The 14,912-nt window shown below is 71.2% G+C and carries 13 protein-coding genes and 1 pseudogene; 3 read left to right on the top strand and 11 right to left on the bottom strand.

Annotation, left to right across the window (positions count from 1 at the left end; translation table 11 throughout):
- Window positions 1–236: 236 nt before the first annotated feature.
- Window positions 237–662, top strand: a complete 426-nt coding sequence (locus tag ABZ898_RS18610; RefSeq protein WP_361659521.1) for an ATP-binding protein — start codon at window positions 237–239, stop codon at window positions 660–662.
- Between the two features lie 7 nt (window positions 663–669).
- On the opposite strand, the gene ABZ898_RS18605 is transcribed toward ABZ898_RS18610, so the two are convergent.
- A complete protein-coding gene (locus tag ABZ898_RS18605) occupies window positions 670–2,085 on the bottom strand; it encodes a sugar porter family MFS transporter (protein ID WP_361659518.1) in 1,416 nt (471 codons plus the stop codon).
- Between the two features lie 419 nt (window positions 2,086–2,504).
- On the opposite strand from ABZ898_RS18605, the gene ABZ898_RS18600 reads away from it, so the two are divergent.
- Window positions 2,505–2,957: a hypothetical protein gene (locus ABZ898_RS18600; RefSeq protein WP_361659515.1), complete on the top strand. Its 453-nt coding sequence runs from the start codon at window positions 2,505–2,507 to the stop codon at window positions 2,955–2,957.
- A gap of 75 nt (window positions 2,958–3,032) precedes the next feature.
- Here the strand turns inward: ABZ898_RS18600 and ABZ898_RS18595 are convergent, their stop codons facing one another.
- Both ABZ898_RS18595 and ABZ898_RS18590 read right to left on the bottom strand, forming a co-directional pair.
- Entirely contained in the window at window positions 3,033–4,244 is a 1,212-nt protein-coding gene (locus ABZ898_RS18595; protein WP_361659512.1) for a beta-1,3-glucanase family protein, read from the bottom strand.
- A 117-nt stretch (window positions 4,245–4,361) separates the two neighbouring features.
- A pseudogene (locus ABZ898_RS18590) lies at window positions 4,362–5,216 on the bottom strand (glycoside hydrolase family 16 protein); the annotation flags it as partial.
- 417 nt (window positions 5,217–5,633) lie between these two features.
- Between ABZ898_RS18590 and ABZ898_RS18585 the strand changes: the two are divergent.
- Window positions 5,634–6,854, top strand: a complete 1,221-nt coding sequence (locus ABZ898_RS18585; RefSeq protein WP_361659509.1) for an FAD-dependent oxidoreductase — start codon at window positions 5,634–5,636, stop codon at window positions 6,852–6,854.
- A 14-nt stretch (window positions 6,855–6,868) separates the two neighbouring features.
- On the opposite strand, the gene ABZ898_RS18580 is transcribed toward ABZ898_RS18585, so the two are convergent.
- From ABZ898_RS18580 to ABZ898_RS18545, 8 genes are all read right to left on the bottom strand, one after another.
- Window positions 6,869–7,858 (bottom strand): ornithine cyclodeaminase family protein, encoded by a 990-nt coding sequence (locus ABZ898_RS18580; protein WP_361659507.1) that lies wholly within the window; start codon window positions 7,856–7,858, stop codon window positions 6,869–6,871.
- Window positions 7,855–8,532 carry a prephenate dehydratase domain-containing protein gene (locus ABZ898_RS18575; protein WP_361659504.1) on the bottom strand — a complete coding sequence of 226 codons (678 nt, stop codon included), beginning with the start codon at window positions 8,530–8,532 and terminating at the stop codon, window positions 7,855–7,857. Before ABZ898_RS18575 ends, ABZ898_RS18580 begins: the two co-directional genes overlap by 4 nt.
- 128 nt (window positions 8,533–8,660) lie before the next feature.
- On the bottom strand, window positions 8,661–9,626 hold the full coding sequence (locus ABZ898_RS18570) for a branched-chain amino acid transaminase (protein WP_361659501.1): 966 nt from the start codon (window positions 9,624–9,626) through the stop codon (window positions 8,661–8,663).
- The gene (locus tag ABZ898_RS18565) at window positions 9,623–11,044 is read right to left on the bottom strand and encodes a phenylacetate--CoA ligase family protein (RefSeq protein WP_361659498.1); all 1,422 of its coding nucleotides are present in this window, start codon (window positions 11,042–11,044) and stop codon (window positions 9,623–9,625) included. The genes ABZ898_RS18570 and ABZ898_RS18565 overlap by 4 nt, the downstream gene beginning before the upstream one ends.
- Before the next feature lie 89 nt (window positions 11,045–11,133).
- Entirely contained in the window at window positions 11,134–11,556 is a 423-nt protein-coding gene (locus tag ABZ898_RS18560; protein WP_361659495.1) for a DUF2000 domain-containing protein, read from the bottom strand.
- Complete coding sequence (locus tag ABZ898_RS18555) at window positions 11,553–12,530, bottom strand: DMT family transporter (RefSeq protein ID WP_361659492.1); 978 nt, start codon at window positions 12,528–12,530, stop codon at window positions 11,553–11,555. Before ABZ898_RS18555 ends, ABZ898_RS18560 begins: the two co-directional genes overlap by 4 nt.
- Window positions 12,523–12,900: a Dabb family protein gene (locus tag ABZ898_RS18550; RefSeq protein ID WP_361659488.1), complete on the bottom strand. Its 378-nt coding sequence runs from the start codon at window positions 12,898–12,900 to the stop codon at window positions 12,523–12,525. The genes ABZ898_RS18555 and ABZ898_RS18550 overlap by 8 nt, the downstream gene beginning before the upstream one ends.
- Before the next feature lie 236 nt (window positions 12,901–13,136).
- A complete protein-coding gene (locus tag ABZ898_RS18545; RefSeq protein WP_361659560.1) occupies window positions 13,137–14,681 on the bottom strand; it encodes an MFS transporter in 1,545 nt (514 codons plus the stop codon).
- Between the last annotated feature and the right edge of the window lie 231 nt (window positions 14,682–14,912).

Raw genomic sequence — 14,912 nt, 5'->3', positions numbered from 1 at the left:
CCTCGTACTGGATGTACGAGGGCGATCCCGACAACGCCGCGAGCGTGCGTGCCAGGCGTCGCGAGCCAGGCGCCACTTTGCGGACACGGCCTAGCGCGTCCGCGGTGACATGGCGGGCCCCGGTGCGGACGGAAGTCCTCCGCACCGGGGCCCGCTTCGTCGGCCCGGGGGCAGCGGTCCGGGCGCAACCGGCGGCTGCCACGGGTGCCGGGGCGATCCCGGGGAAGGCGGATGTCATGGACGTGGGCGGAATTCGACCGAGTGAATCCTCGTTGCGGGCCGTGGGCTGGGCTCGCTCGCTCCCCGTGAGCAGCGGGGTGAAGGCGGCGCGCGACTGGACGCGCGGGCACCTGGAGAGCCTGGCGTGGTCGCGGAGCGCGCCGGACACCGTGGACGCGGTCCTGCTGACCGTGTCCGAGCTGGTGACCAACGCGCATGTCCACGCCCGGGCCACGGCGCAGCTCGTGCTGACCTGGGACAGCGAGTGCCTGCACGTCACCGTGCACGACGCCTCGCCGGAGCTGCCCGAACAGCGCCGGGCGACCAGCGAGGCCACCGGCGGGCGGGGCATGCTCCTGGTGGACGCCCTCGCCGACAGCTGGGGCGCCTACCCGTGCCCGCGCGGCAAGGAGGTCACCGCCTGCTTCCGCCCGACGCACTGAGGGGCGCTCAGGAGCGGGCGAAGTCCTCCGGCTGGAACTCGTGGTCCTTCAGGTGCTGCTCGATGTCCTCCAGGCTGCGCCCGGTCAGTTCCGGCATCTTCCACCACACGAACAGCCAGGCTGCGACGTTGAAGAAGGCGTAGATCCAGAAGACCTGGCCCACGCCGAACGCGCTGATCATGGTCAGCAGGGTCAGGGTGATCAGGAGGTTGGTGCTCCACAGGGTGGCCGACTGCACACTGGTGGCGGCGGCCCGCACGGACAGCGGGTAGATCTCGGAGCCGGTGAGCCAGCCCATCAGCTGCAGTCCGCCGGCGTTGAAGAACATGAAGGCCAGCAGGCAGGCCACGATGGCGGGGACGTAGGCGCGGCCGCTGTGACCGGTGATGTAGAAGCCGCCCAGGACGAAGAGGCTGACGGCCGCGCCGGGCACCATGACGAGGGTGAGCCTGCGGCGGCCGACCTTGTCCACGATCCACAGCCCGACGATCATCATCACGAGGTAGACGACGCCGAGGGCGACGCTGACCCGGAGGGCGTCGGCGCGGGGGAAGCCGTTGTCGGTGAGGATGGTCGGCGCGTAGTAGATGATCATCTCGATGCCGGAGAGCTGCGTGAAGACGGCGATGCCGCAGCCGACGACGAGCGCCGGACGCACCCACGCCCGCCGCAGCCCGCGCCAGCCCTGATGGCTCCGGTCGGTGCGCTGCTGACGGCGGGCCAGGGAGGTGATCTCGTCCAGCTCGGAGCCGATGTCGTACCCCTCGGGCCTCAGCTGCTTCAGCACCCGCTCGGCGCCGTCCGCGTCGCCCTTGCGCAGGATGAGCCAGCGGGGGCTCTCGGGCAGCCGCAGCTGGCCCAGGAGCATCAGCAGCGCCGGTGCGGCGGCCGCGCCGATCGACACCCGCCAGGACACGGCCTCGCTCGCGCCGACGATCGTGGCGATGACGATGCCGACGCCGATGGCGAGCTGGAAGCAGAGCACGAGCCGCCCCCGGATCGCCTTGGGGGCCAGTTCGGCGACGTACATGGGGACGGTCTGGGTGGCGCCGCCGACCGCGAAGCCCAGCAGGACGCGGGCGAGGGCGAGTCCGACGGCGGAGGGGGCGACCGCGCAGGTCAGACTGCCGGCGATGAACACGCAGCAGATCAGCAGGATCGTGCGGTGCCGCCCGAAGCGCTCGCACAGCAGGCTGCAGCTCAGGGAGCCGATGACGGCGCCGAGCAGGATTCCGGCGGCGATGGCCTCCTTCATGGTGTTCCCGATGTGGAACTCCTCGGAGATCTGGAGCAGCGCGCCGGAGATGACGCCGGTGTCGTAGCCGTACAGCAGGCCGCTGATCGCGGACACCACGGCCGCCATCAGCATGTGCCCGTTCAGGCCCTTGGTGGTGCGGGGCGCCTGACCCGCGGCGTGCGTCATGGTTCCTCCAGGGCGACGTCGGTGACTCCCCCACCGGTCGAAACCGTACGTCGCAGGGGGTCCCGTGGCCCGGACGGCTCGCGTCGGCGGGCGATTCGGCGAGCGGGGCCCCGGCGGCACCGACGTCGTCAACCAGTCATCGCGCGCGGACGGTCGCGGGGCACAGGAGGCCCCTGGGGCGCGGGAGACGTTCACCGGGGTTTGCGGAGCAACTTTCGGGTTCACGGTGCCGAAACGGTTCATGGTGCACGGACCCGTTCCCGTCCGTTCGCGTGCGCCCCTGACGGAACCCCTGTCGCACCGTTTGACCTGATTGACCCTTCATGACGGGCTCGCGTCCTCGGCACGATGGATCACGCCTTCGGGACTGCCGCCGTCCGTGGCGACAGCCGGAGTGCGCAACCACGGGGAGTTTCAGCATGAGCGTGCGCAAAGTCCTTGCCGTGACGGCGGCCGCTGTCGCGCTGGCGGGGAGTCAGTTGCTGGCCGGCAGCGCCTCGGCCGCACCGGCGGCCGGTGTCCAGGGCCAGATCGACAGCTACCTCGCCGCCCACCCCGGCGAGAAGCAGACCGCCGCCGACAAGGCGACCATGCCCGGCGGCACGGTGACCTTCGCCGCTCCCCGCTCGGCCGCGATCAGCTGCGGTTCCGGGCACCTGTGCATCCAGGACGGGAACGGCAAGCTCTACGACTACTACTACTGCGGCTACTACGACTTCTACGGCCTCGGGGACGGCTACTTCAACAACAACCAGTCCAGCGGCACCGTGGCCAAGTTCTACAACGAGAACGGCACCGAGCGCTGGAGCAGCCGGGCACCGCAGAGCGGGACGGCGTCCTGGACGCCGGTCTGGCACATCCGCCCCTGCTGAGCCGACCGCGCGCGACGCGACCGCTCCCCGCCGCCTTCGACGGCCGGCGGGGAGCGGTCCCAGTTTCCGGTCCGGTCAGAAGGCCGTCAGGGTGAGCGTGAAGCCCGAGGGGGCCGTGTCCTGGATGAAGGAGGCGAAGTCGGCGACGTCGTCGAAGGCGAAGCCGTACGCCTTGCCGTCCTTGGTGGCCGCGTGGATGGCCTTGGAGTAGTGGTTGGTCAGCTCGCCCTGGTAGAAGGCGGCCGGGTCGGTGCTCGGCTGCGCGGTGTCGGTGAGCAGCGTCGAGCGGTTGAAGCCGGCGCCGAGGACGGCGGCGACGGGGCCGGTGGTGCCGTCGTTCGGGGCGGCGAGGTTGCCGTCGCAGAAGAGGACGTCACGGGTGGAGGGCTTGGCGAAGGACACCGAGGCCGGGCCGTCGAAGGTGAAGCGGTCGCCGCGGACGCGGCCGGTGAAGGTGCCGGCGTTCGTGGTGATCTTCAGGTCCTTGCCGGTGAAGGTGGACCACACCTCGTCGATGTACGGCGCGAAGTAGTCCTTGGCGAACAGGCCGGCGTCCAGCCCGTGACCGGGGGCGATGATGCGCTTGTCGTCCACGACGAGCTTGGAGAACTCCGCGACCTCCTTGACCGCGGCGAACGCCGCCGCGCGGCCGCCGTCGCGGATGCTGCCGGTCGTCTGGTCCTTCTCACCGGTGAGGCGGATGTTCATCGGCACGCTGAACATGTCGACCATCGTGGTGTTGCAGAACATGCCGGCCGCGTTGTAGGTGAACTCGGCGCAGTCGTGCAGCACACCGAAGTTGGGGTCGGACTCGACCCAGCCGGCCGGGAACTGCAGGGCCGCGTTGCCGTTGCCGTCGGTGACGGCCTTCATCTTCAGCTTGTCGCCGAGCGAGACGTAGATGCGGCCCGACATGAACGGCAGGGACAGCTTGGTCTCGCCGCTGCCCGCGAGCGGGATCGCGTAGTCGGTGAAGCCGTCGGCGCCGTTGTCGGAGACGGCGATGGGGGCGAGGGTGCCGTCCTGCCTGAGGCGGACCTGCTTGCCGTCGACGTTGCCGACGACGTAGACGTTCACGGAGCCGTTGGCGAACGAGCCGCTGTTGTTGACGACGGTCACCGGAAGCGAACCCGACGCCGCGCGGGTCTTGTTGCCGCCGCTGTCGCCCGGCTGGTCGGCGAGGGCGAGGGGGGCGATCGCGGCGCCCGCGGGTATGGCCACGGCCGCGCCGCCCAGGGCGAACATCAGCTTGCGGCGGGTCAGGTTGCGCTGGTGACGAGGCGACATGCGGGGAACTCCTTGCAGTGGGGGACGCACCCGGCCGGGGCCGGGACAACACGGGGAGGGTCGGGGGGCCGGGGTCCGGCGACTCCCGGCCCCGGGACCTCAGTTCTGGGCGGAGACGTGGACGTAGTCCACGGTCATCGTCTGCGGGAAGGAGGTGCCGGCGTCGGGGCTGCCGGGCCAGTCACCGCCGACCGCGAGGTTGAGGATGATGAAGAAGGGGTGGTCGTAGACCCACTTGTTGCCGTTCACGTCGGCCGGGGTGCGGGTCTGGTAGTTCTGGCCGTCCACGGACCAGGTGATGCCGGACGGGCTCCAGTCCACCGCGAAGGTGTGGAAGTCGTCGGCGAACGGCTTGCCGTCGGGCAGGTTGTACGCGGCGCCGATACCGCCCGCGCCGGAGTAGCCGGGGCCGTGGATGGTGCCGTGGACGGTGGCGGGCTCCTTGCCGACGTTCTCCATGATGTCGATCTCACCGCTGCCCGGCCAGCCCGTGCTGCCGAGGTCGTCGCCCAGCATCCAGAAGGCCGGCCAGATGCCCTGCCCGCGCGGGATCTTGATGCGCGCCTCGAAGCGGCCGTACTTCTGCGTGAAGGTCTTCGCGGTGTTCAGCCGTGCGGAGGTGAACTGACAAGGCCCGTTCCAGCAGTTCAGGTTGGGGTCGGTGTTCTTGCGGGCGGTGATGACCAGGTTGCCGTTGCCGTCGAGGGCGGCGTTGTCGGTGCTGTTCGTGTAGTACTGCAGCTCGTGGTTGCCGTTGCCGCCGCCGCCCGTCTCCAGGGTCCAGCGGGAACTGTCCGGCGCGCTGCCGGCGGCGCCGTCGAAGTCGTCGGACCAACTGAGCGCCACGGGGGCGGCGTCGGCGCGGTGGGCACCCGGGCCCGTGGTGTTGATCAGCACGCCCGCGGCGAGCGCGGCGGCGCTCCCGCAGACCAGACCGCGGACGGACCAGCGGCGTAAACGATGACCAGCCATGAGCAGAACACACCCTGTTCTCTGTGGGGGGACGTACGGGGCTCGCCCTCGGCCGTGGGGGAAGGGACGAGCGCCGGAGAGGCACACCGCACACACCGGACCTTGGGTCTGAGAGCGCTCTCACGTGGGGCGGGCACCTCCGGCAAGCCCCGACCATACGCCCCGCCCCCACCGGCTCCAACCGCCCCGACATCCCCTCAAATCGCCCATGGGCAGCGGGTATCTGAACAAACAACAACGTTGTCGAACGACGTTTAATGCTCGATTAACCCGCGCTTAAGTCCCGGCCGGTGCGCGCGGCGGGAGTGACCCCGGAGGCCCCGTCGCCGTTGTCACGGAGCGGCCGCGGCTCTGTACGCACCGTCGGCGCGGGTGGACTCTGGTGCCCCGGTCGGCGTGGGCAGGAAGGTGTGCGTGATGAGCGGTGGACAGCGGGCGTCCGAGCGCGTGGTGGTCGTGGGCGCGGGGGTGGTGGGAGCGTCGGTCGCCTGTCATCTGGCCCGGCTGGGCCATGACGACGTGGTGGTGTTCGACGCGCGGAGCCGGACGGAACTGCCCGGCTCGACCGGTCTGGCTCCCGGCTTCGTCGGGCAGCTCAGCGCGAGCCGGGAACTGAGCGCGCTGGCGCGGGACAGCGTGGCGCAGTACGCCTCGCTGCCGGGCGGCAAGGCGTACTGGCAGGTCGGCTGTCTGGAGGTCGCCACCGGTCCGGAGCGGCTGGAACGCGCGCACCGCGACGTGGAGCACGGCGCCGGGCTCGGGCTGGAGGCGCGGGTGCTGGACGCGGCCGAGGCGGTCGGGATGGCTCCCGCGCTGGTCGACGCGGAGCGGACGCTGGGCGCGCTGTTCGTCCCGTCCGACGGCGCGGTGGACCCGGTACTGCTGACGCGGCTGCTGGTGGAGGAGGCGGAGCGGGCGGGGGCGCGCTTCCGGTTCAAGACCCATGTGGGCGCGCTGGAGGCGGAGCGGGGGCGGGTGGTCGGGGTACGGGCCGGCACGGACGGCGAGCCGGTCGCGGCCGGGCGGGTCGTCCTGGCCGCGGGCATCTGGGGGCCGGTGCTCGCCGCCGGGGCCGGGGTCCGGCTGCCGATGACCGCGGTCCAGCACCCGTACCTGTACACGCGTGAACTGCCCGGCCTGGACGACACGTTCACGGACACACCGATCGTCCGCTACCCCGACCACTCGGTCTACACCCGCCGCCACGGCCGCCGTTACGGGCTGGGCAGCTACGCCCACGCTCCCCTGCCGCTGACGCCGTCCGCCGGTCTCAGCTCGGCGGAACTCCCGTTCCCGGAAGACAACTTCGGCGCCGCTCTGGACCGGGCGACCTCACTGGTGCCCGCGTTCCGTACGGCGCCCCGGGGACGGCGGCTCAACGGTGTCTTCGCCATGACCCCCGACGAACTGCCCCTGGTGGGACCCGCCGCCGGGGTGCCGGGGCTGTGGTTCGCCGAGGCGTCCTGGGTCACCCACGCCGGCGGGGTGGGCCACCAGCTCGCCCGGATGCTGCTGGACGAGGGTGATCTCCTCGTGGACCCCGCCCGTCTGGCGCCCGACCGCTTCGCCACGTGGAGCGAGCGCCGTGTCCAGGACGCGGCGCTCGCCCACTACCAGGGCATCTACGAGACGCACTGAGTCCGTACGGAGTCTCAGGCCCCCGTCCGCCGGGCGTGGGCCCGGGCCACCAGCACGGCCGCCGCGATGTCCTGGGCGGCGAGTCCGAGCGAGAGGTAGACCACGCGTTCCCGCTCGTTGTGCCGCACCGGTGTCCGGCCGTCGAGGAGGGCGCCGAGTTCGCCCCGCGCGTGACCGGGGCCGATCAGGCCCTCCGCCAGGGGCACCAGCAGCTCCGACGCCTCCTGGGCGGCCGCCTCGGCGCTGTCGAGCACCACGGCCGAGCCCGCGACCAGCCGGGAGGACAGCTCCCGCTCGCCGGGCTGGCAGGCGCCCACCGCGCAGACGACGGCTCCCGGCGCCACGTCCGGCTCGTCCAGCACGGGTTCCCTGGCCGCGGTGGTCGTGCACACGACCTCGGCCTCGCGGGCCGCCTCGTGCAGGGTGCCGTACACCCGCGCGGGCAGCCCGTGCTCCGTGCGGACCCACTCGGCGAGCTTCTCGGCGCTCTCCGGTCGCCTGCTCCACAGGCGCACGCCGCGCAGGGGCCGTACCGCCGCGAGGGCGGTGATATGGGCGCGTGCCTGGGCGCCCGCGCCGGCGACGGCGAGGGTGACCGGGCCGGCGGGGGCGAACGCGTCGACGGCCACGGCGGACACGGCGGCGGTGCGCAGTTCGGTGACGGTGTCGGCGGGCAGCACGGCGACGGGCAGTCCGGTGTCCGGCGCGAAGACGGTCACCGTGCCGACGTGGGTGGGCAGGCCGCGGGCCGGGTTGTCCTCGCGCACCACGACGGACTTGATGCCGAACCAGCGCTGTCCCTCGAACGGCACGTGGGCGGGCATCGACCCGAACAGCCCCGGCTCCTCGCCGTCCCGCGCGGGCGGGCGGAGCACGGTGCGCACCGGCTGGGTCACCTCGCCCGCGGAGAAGGCGCGCATCACCTCCCGCATGGCGGCGACGGCCGTCGGAGCGGGCAGGAGGGCGCGGACCTCGGCGTCGCCGATGAAGACCGGGGCGCTCACCACGCCAGGCTCCGGGCGGACCGGGCGGGGCGGCCGGGAAGGTCCTCGTCGAGGAGGTCCGCCCGGGTGAACGCCGACCACACCATGCGGATGGGCCGGGTACGGGAGAGGAACTCCAGGCCGTGCAGGCGGGCGGCCGGGGCGGTGGTGAGGGCGAGCGGGACCTCTCCCTCGGCGACCGAGCGGGCCGCCGCGCTCGTGGAGGAGGCGAACACCACCTCGGCCACGTCGATGCGGTCGGGCAGCAGTTCGCCGATGAGCGCGCGGGGCGCGGGGTGGGTGACGACGGACGCCTTCCCCACGATCTTGGCGCCCGGCCTGGCCGCGATGCCGTAGTGCGGGGTGTCCTTCACGAAGACGGCGGCGAGGCGGAGGGCGGGGTCCATGTAGAAGCGCTCTATGCCGGCATAGGCGTTGGCGACGACGGCGAGTTCACCGGCGCCGGAGACGAGCCGGTCGGCCGCTTCCTCGTACCGGTCGCACAGGTCGATCCGGACGCTCTCGTGGCCGCGCTGGAGCAGCCGGCTCTGCAGGGCGCGGCAGGCCTGCTCGCTGCTGGTCCCGGCGGGGCCGAGCGAGGTGATGCGCAGGGGTGCGGTCAGGGGGAGCCGGAAGAGGGCGACATCGGTGATCTCCTGGCCGTCGGACACGTCGGAGCGGTACCTGCTGATCACAGTTCCTCCAGGGAAGGGCAGGGTGAGGACGCGAAGAAGTCGTGGCGGGGCGCCGCCGGGCCGTGAGGGCGCGCGGCGGGGCATGCCCGGCCGCCGGGCCGGACGGGTCCGGCCGGGAAGGGGACTCGTCAGACGTGTGCGCCGGCCGGGGAGCCGAGGCCGGCCGGGGTGGTCCAGTGCAGGTAGCGCGGGTCGGCGCCGCGGACGGCGCGCCGGTACACCTCGCGCACGCGGGTGGTGAGGGGTCCGGGGGTGCCGTCGCCGACCGGGCGGCCGTCGATCTCGGTCACGGGCACGATCTGACAGCCGGTGCCGGTGAGGAACACCTCGTCGGCGGTGTGGAGTTCGGAGCGCGGGACGGCCCGTTCGGTGACGGAGGCGCCCGTCTCGTCGGCGATGATCCGCATGACGGTGGCCCGGGTGAGGCCGAGGAGGATGTCCGAGTCGGGGCCGGGGGTGGCGACCTCGCCGGAGCGGACGACGAAGACGTTGGCGGTGCTGGCCTCGGCGACCGTGCCGCGCTGGTTGAGCATGATCGCGTCGTCGTACCCGGCGGCGGTCGCCTCGTCGACGGCCAGCGCGTTGTTGGCGTAGGCGCCGGTGATCTTCGCGCGGGCGGGCAGCGAGGCGTCGGGGACCCGGCGCCAGGAGCTGACGCCGCAGCGGATGCCCTCGGCCCGGCTGTAGTCGCCCATGGGCATGGCGAGGACGGTGACCGAGGTGGACACGCCGCTGAGCCGGACGCCGAAGGGGGTGCCGGGCTCCAGTGCCAGCTTGTACACCAGGGGCCTGAGGTAGGCGTCGCCGGTGAGGCCGTTGCGCCGGATCAGCTCGCGGCTCAGCTCGACGAGTTCACCGGGGCTGTGGGGCAGGTCGAGGCGGAGCAGGCGGCAGGACGCGTGGAGGCGTTCGTAGTGCTCCTTCGCCTTGAACAGCAGCGCGTCCCCGCCGTCGGCGGCCGCGTAGGAGCGGATTCCCTCGAAGACCCCGGTGCCGTAGTGCAGGCCCTGGGTGCCCGGTCCCAGTGCCACGTCCCGGGCGCGGACGAACTCGCCCTGGTGGAAGACCCAGCGCTCCCCCGGAGCCGCGTTCACCGGCCCGACCTCCGCCCGGCCATGGCGAGGGCGACCTGCCGCTCGGCGTCCGGCTCCTGGCGGCGGTCGTGCACACGGGCCGCCTTCCAGCTCACCATGGCGCCGGTGGTGGTGACGCCGCCGAGCTGTCCGTAGGTGATCTCCAGCGGGCAGCCCCAGGCGTCCCGCGCGGCGGTGAGAAGGTCCTCGGCGTTCGCGGGCGGCAGTGGCACGCCGTCGCGGGTCTCGACCTCGACGGTGAGGGTGTCGGTTCCGTCCACGCGGTCGATGACGAGCTGGTAGTCCATGGCTCCGGCGAGCCGGGACAGGATGAGGGACTCCAGTTCGTAGGCGGTGACCTTGTGGCCGTTGAGGTCGATGAGGTCGCGGACGCGGCCCAGCGGGAGCAGCACCTCGGAGGGGTAGCCGCCCTCGGTGGTGTCCGCCGGATACAGCCGGACCAGGTCTCCGGTCCGGTAGCGCACGAGCGGCTTGCTGCCCTGGTAGAGGTGTGTGACCACCAGCTCGCCCTGCCGGTAGCCGTTCCGTGCGGCCACCGGGCGCTCGGTCTCGGGGTCGATCAGCTCGTAGTACACGTTCAGCGGTACCGTGCGCAGCCGGCCGTCGCCGTGCACCGCGCCGAGGATGGACGCCTCCTGGGAGGCGTAGAGGCAGTTGTAGGCGGTCGCGCCCCACAGCTCGCCGATGTTGGCGAGCAGGCCGGGGGTGGCCAGTTCGCCGGTGAACATGAAGAAGCGGATGCCGAGTTCCTTCGGCTCCAGCCCGGCCCGGACCGCCTCCTTGGCCATCGACATGGCGACGTTGGGCGTGCAGAAGACGCCGGTGACGGAGATCTCCTGAAGGACCTCGAGCGCGCGCCGGAAGCCGACGACGGGCGAGTGCGGCCACATCTTGGCGTGGGCGTGGCCGAGGTTGCGGCACACGTCGCCGAACGTGTCACCGGTGGAGTGCAGTTCGTTGGGGCCCATCACGCCGATGACGTGCTGGTCGCCGTGCGCGCGGAAGACGTGGTCGTAACAGACCGACAGGGCGGTGTTGTTGACGAGGGAGTCGACGTTGTCGCGGGGGCACGGGGTGGCGCGGCCGGTGGTGCCGGTGGTCTCGTAGAAGATCCAGCCCTCGTGCACGGGCCTGGACAGCACGTCGTGCAGGCGGGTGCGCAGGTCGTCCTTGGTGGTGAAGGGCAGGTCGGCGAAGGTGTCGAAGGTGAGGTCCGTCAGGGCCGGATCGCCTGCGGTGCCGAGGAGTTCGCGGTAGAAGGGCGAGCGCTCGGTGACGTAGCGGAGGGTCTCGCCGAGGGCGCGGAGCTGGTGCCCGGCGAGCTCCTCGGGGCCCCATCCGCCGGCGTCGAACCGGCGGTGGTCGTCGAGGGTTCGGCGCGCGAAGGCGTCGAGACGGTCGTCGAATATAGTGAACATGGTCCCAGCCTGTGCTTGTGATCAGTGGGCTACGGGGCTTGGGTGCCTGCGGGGTAGGAGCCGCGGGCACCCGTTCTTCTCGGGGCCGGTCAGCGCAGCAGGGCCAGGCTGCCGGTCCACTTGTTGAGCTGCTTGCGGGGGCCGAAGAGGCCGATCGCGGAGTAGGTCAGGGAGTCGGGGGCCGCCTGCGACATGCGCTCGATGTACTCGTCGTAGGTCCGGCAGGACTGCGCCAGGTCGCTGAAGCCGACGACCACCGCTTCGGGGTCGGCGGTGGCGAGCCGGTGGATCTCGGCGACGCGTTCGGCGGGGGCCTTGAGGATCGGCACCGGGATGTAGGTGATGCCGAGGTGCGCGTCGCCGTCGGCGTCCTTGACGTCCGGGCCGATCAGTTCGGGGACGCTGCGGCCGAGGGTCAGGGAGACCACGGAGGCGGCGTTGGCGGTCAGGCCGGCCGGCAGATCGCCGTTCACGACGATCACGCACTTGCTGTTCTGGATGTCCTGGCTCATTTCGGTTCCAACTCGTGCTGTTGCAGGGACACTTCGTGCGGTTCCGGGAGTTCGGTGCGGGCCGGGCGGGGCCGTGCCTGCGCGCCGAGCACGACTCCGGCGATGACGACGAGACAGCCCACGCCCTGGACGACGCCGACGCTCTCGCCGGTGACGACGACCGCGGAGACCAGGCCGAAGACGGGGACGAGGTTGAGGACGTTGACGGCGGTGCTCGACGTCACCTCGCGCAGGCCGTAGTTGTAGAGAACGAACGCGGCGATGGAGCACATGACGGCGAGGAAGGCGAGCAGGCCGGCGTCGGCCGCCGTGGGCATCTCCCAGTCCCGGTACTCCAGCGGGCTGACGAGGACGAAGCCGAGCGCGCCGGCGACCGTCTGGTAGTAGGTGATGGTCAGCGGGGAGTACCCCGCGCTGGTGCGGCGCGCGACGACGTTGTACGCGGCCCAGGCGATGCCGGCCACCAGCAGGACGATGTCCCCGAGCAGCCGGTGCGTGCCCCCGTCGCTCGCGCTCTGCCGGACGATCAGCCACACGCCCCCGACGGCGAGGACCATGCCCAGCACCCGGATGAGGGAGGGCAGTTCGCGGTGGACGGCGACTTCGAGGACGACGGTGATGATGGGGAACGCCGCGACGATGACGGCGGCGTCGGCGGCCGTCGCCATGTCGACGCCGATGTTCTCCAGCCCGAAGTACGCCGTGATTCCGAGCAGTCCGGCTCCGCCCATGGCCAGCGCGGGACGGCGTCCGGCCGGGCGCCAGCCCTTCTGCAGCCGGGCGAGAATGGCGAGAACGAGGGCGGCGGCGGAGAATCTGATGGCGCCGATGGTCATCGGCGGCACGTTGTCCAGGACCACTTTGGTCACGGCGAAGGAGGTGCTCCAGATCAGCGCCGCGGCGACAATGGCCAGCAGCGCCGCCCAGGGCGGTCCGGACCTTTCACCGGGCGATAAGACGCCGTTCTCATCCATGTTCTCTCCCGTGGATCGCGGCACGATTCGCGGCCGTCCCGGCGTGAATTCCCCTCACGCCGGGGATTTCCGTCTCCAGCTCGAAGTCCACCACCGACCAGTCGGCGATGGCCCGCCACTTTTCGACCCCCCGTACGTGGTCGGGGTGGACGAGGTAGCGGTGGACGGCGTCCTGGTCGGCGAAGTCTCCGATGACGGCGAAGTCGTGGGCGATCGAACGCGCGGCGGTGTTCCTGCCGCAGCTCCAGTTCACTATCTCGGGGATGTGCCGCGGATGCCGCAGCGTCGCGGCCTCCGCTTCTTCCGCTCTCGGGTCCGACCAGTTGACGCCGTCTTTGAATTTGAACAGCACAACATGACGGACCCCCATGAAAAGCCTTCCGTGACGGCGAGGAACTGAGCGGATTCAACGAGTCGCGATACAAGCATCCGGTCGTCGCCGTGATCAACCCGCGTCCGCTATTCGAGATCTTGGTGAGGGTGCGGACGGCCGAAAACCACCTTGCCCCAGAGGGACTCCCGGGCGCGCGAAACCCCCCGAGGCCGTATTGGCCGCGGGGGGCGCGCTTTCCGTGTCCCGGAGGTCCGCCGGGAAGGTCGTCCGGATCAGGTCGGCGGCTGGCCGGGGTTGGCCGCCGTGCGGTCCTTCGCCAGGGCGTACAGCTCCTTGGAGGTGGTGATCAGCTCGCGCCGTTCCTCCTGGGAGCCGACCATCGGCTGGGAACCGCGCAGGGGGACCTGCGCGCTCTCGGGCAGGAACTTCACCGTCACCAGGCCGATGACGCCGGCCAGCATCAGGTAGTACGCGGGCATCAGGTCGTCGCCGGTGATGTCGACGAGGGCGGCGGTCACCAGCGGGGTCGTGCCGCCGAAGGCGGCGACAGCGAAGTTGAAGCCGATGCCCATGGCCGCGTAGCGGACGGCGGTCGGGAACAGGGCCGGCAGCGTGGCCGCGCTCGGCGCCGCGAAGCAGGCCAGCAGGGTGGACAGGATCAGCACGCCGAGGATCGGCGCCCAGGTGCCCTCCGCCTTGATCAGCAGGAACGCGGGGATCGCCAGCACGATCATCGCGGCGGCGGCCCAGCCGTACAGCGGCCGCCTGCCGACATGGTCGCTGAGCCTGCCCAGGAAAGTGATGAGGATGACGATCCACACCATGCCGATGAGCACCAGCACGTCGGCCGAACTCGCCGACCGGTGCAGGGTCTCGGTCTGGTAGGTCGGCAGATAGCCGGTGACCATGTAATTGGTGACGTTGTACAGCAGCACCAGGCCCATGCAGATGAGCAGGGCGCCCCAGTGGTTCTTGATGATGTCCTTGAACTCACTGCCCGCCGACTCCTGGGCGAGGCTCTTCTCGTGCTCGTCCAGTTGCTGCTGGAAGGCCGGGGACTCCTCGAGCTTGAGCCTCATGTAGAGGCCGATCACGCCGAGCGGGCCCGCGACCAGGAACGGGATGCGCCAGCCCCAGGAGAGCATCTCGGCGTCCGACAGGAGCAGGTTCAGGACGGTCACCAGGGCGGAACCGAGCGCGTACCCGACGAAGGTGCCGAAGTCGAGCCAGCTGGACAGGAAGCCGCGCCGCCGGTCGGGTGAGTACTCGGCGACGAAGGTGGTCGCGCCGCCGTACTCGCCGCCGGTGGAGAAGCCCTGCACCATGCGGGCGAGCAGCAGCAGGATGGGCGCCGCGATGCCGATGGTGGCGTAACTGGGGATCACACCGATGGCGAAGGTGCCGACCGCCATCATGATCATGGTGGTGGCCAGTACCTTCTGCCGGCCCAGCCGGTCGCCGAGCGGTCCGAAGACCAGCCCGCCGAGCGGGCGCACCACGAAGGCGGCGGCGAAGGTGGCGAAGGAGGAGATCACCTGGGCGGCCGGGGAGGCGCCGGGGAAGAACACCTTGCCGAGGGTGGCGGCCAGGTAGCTGTAGACGCCGAAGTCGAACCACTCCATGCAGTTGCCGAGCGCCGAGGCGCCGACGGCTCGCTTGAGCAGCGGGGGTTCGACGACCTGGACGTCGTCCTTGCGGAAGGCGCCCCTGTTGCGCCTGAGCCTGCTGGTCAGCTCTTCGCGGACCTGGTGGGGAAGGTCCAGCACCGCCTGTGAGGCCTTTTTCTTCGTGCCGGAGGGCCGCTCTCCGTCGGACAGAGCATCGCTCACTGCCGCTCCTTTCGCCGTCGGTTCGCCGGTTGCGCTGTTTTCCGGCCGCACCGGGCATCAGCCCCGTGTCCCATCCTGCTGCCCAACACCCCACACGTCACACCGGCCACGTACACATGGGCGAACGCCGAGGTCAGCGGCGGGGTGATTCAGAAACAAGGCAGCTCAATCCCATGCGGTACGACGGTTGGACTTCGCCGTGCCGAAGGCGCAGTGTGG

Source organism: Streptomyces sp. NPDC046860, assembly GCF_040645115.1.
In the GTDB taxonomy this organism is placed as follows: Bacteria; Actinomycetota; Actinomycetes; order Streptomycetales; family Streptomycetaceae; genus Streptomyces.
The sequence above is the reverse complement of the archived record's forward strand: the minus strand, read 5'-3'. Positions and strand labels throughout refer to the sequence as shown.

Coding starts and splice junctions, on each gene's coding strand:
- ABZ898_RS18610 (WP_361659521.1), top strand. CDS start 237: ATGGACGTGGGCGGAATTCGACCGAGTGAATCCTCGTTGCGGGCCGTG.
- ABZ898_RS18605 (WP_361659518.1), bottom strand. CDS start 2,085: ATGACGCACGCCGCGGGTCAGGCGCCCCGCACCACCAAGGGCCTGAAC.
- ABZ898_RS18600 (WP_361659515.1), top strand. CDS start 2,505: ATGAGCGTGCGCAAAGTCCTTGCCGTGACGGCGGCCGCTGTCGCGCTG.
- ABZ898_RS18595 (WP_361659512.1), bottom strand. CDS start 4,244: ATGTCGCCTCGTCACCAGCGCAACCTGACCCGCCGCAAGCTGATGTTC.
- ABZ898_RS18585 (WP_361659509.1), top strand. CDS start 5,634: ATGAGCGGTGGACAGCGGGCGTCCGAGCGCGTGGTGGTCGTGGGCGCG.
- ABZ898_RS18565 (WP_361659498.1), bottom strand. CDS start 11,044: ATGTTCACTATATTCGACGACCGTCTCGACGCCTTCGCGCGCCGAACC.
- ABZ898_RS18560 (WP_361659495.1), bottom strand. CDS start 11,556: ATGAGCCAGGACATCCAGAACAGCAAGTGCGTGATCGTCGTGAACGGC.
- ABZ898_RS18555 (WP_361659492.1), bottom strand. CDS start 12,530: ATGGATGAGAACGGCGTCTTATCGCCCGGTGAAAGGTCCGGACCGCCC.
- ABZ898_RS18550 (WP_361659488.1), bottom strand. CDS start 12,900: ATGGGGGTCCGTCATGTTGTGCTGTTCAAATTCAAAGACGGCGTCAAC.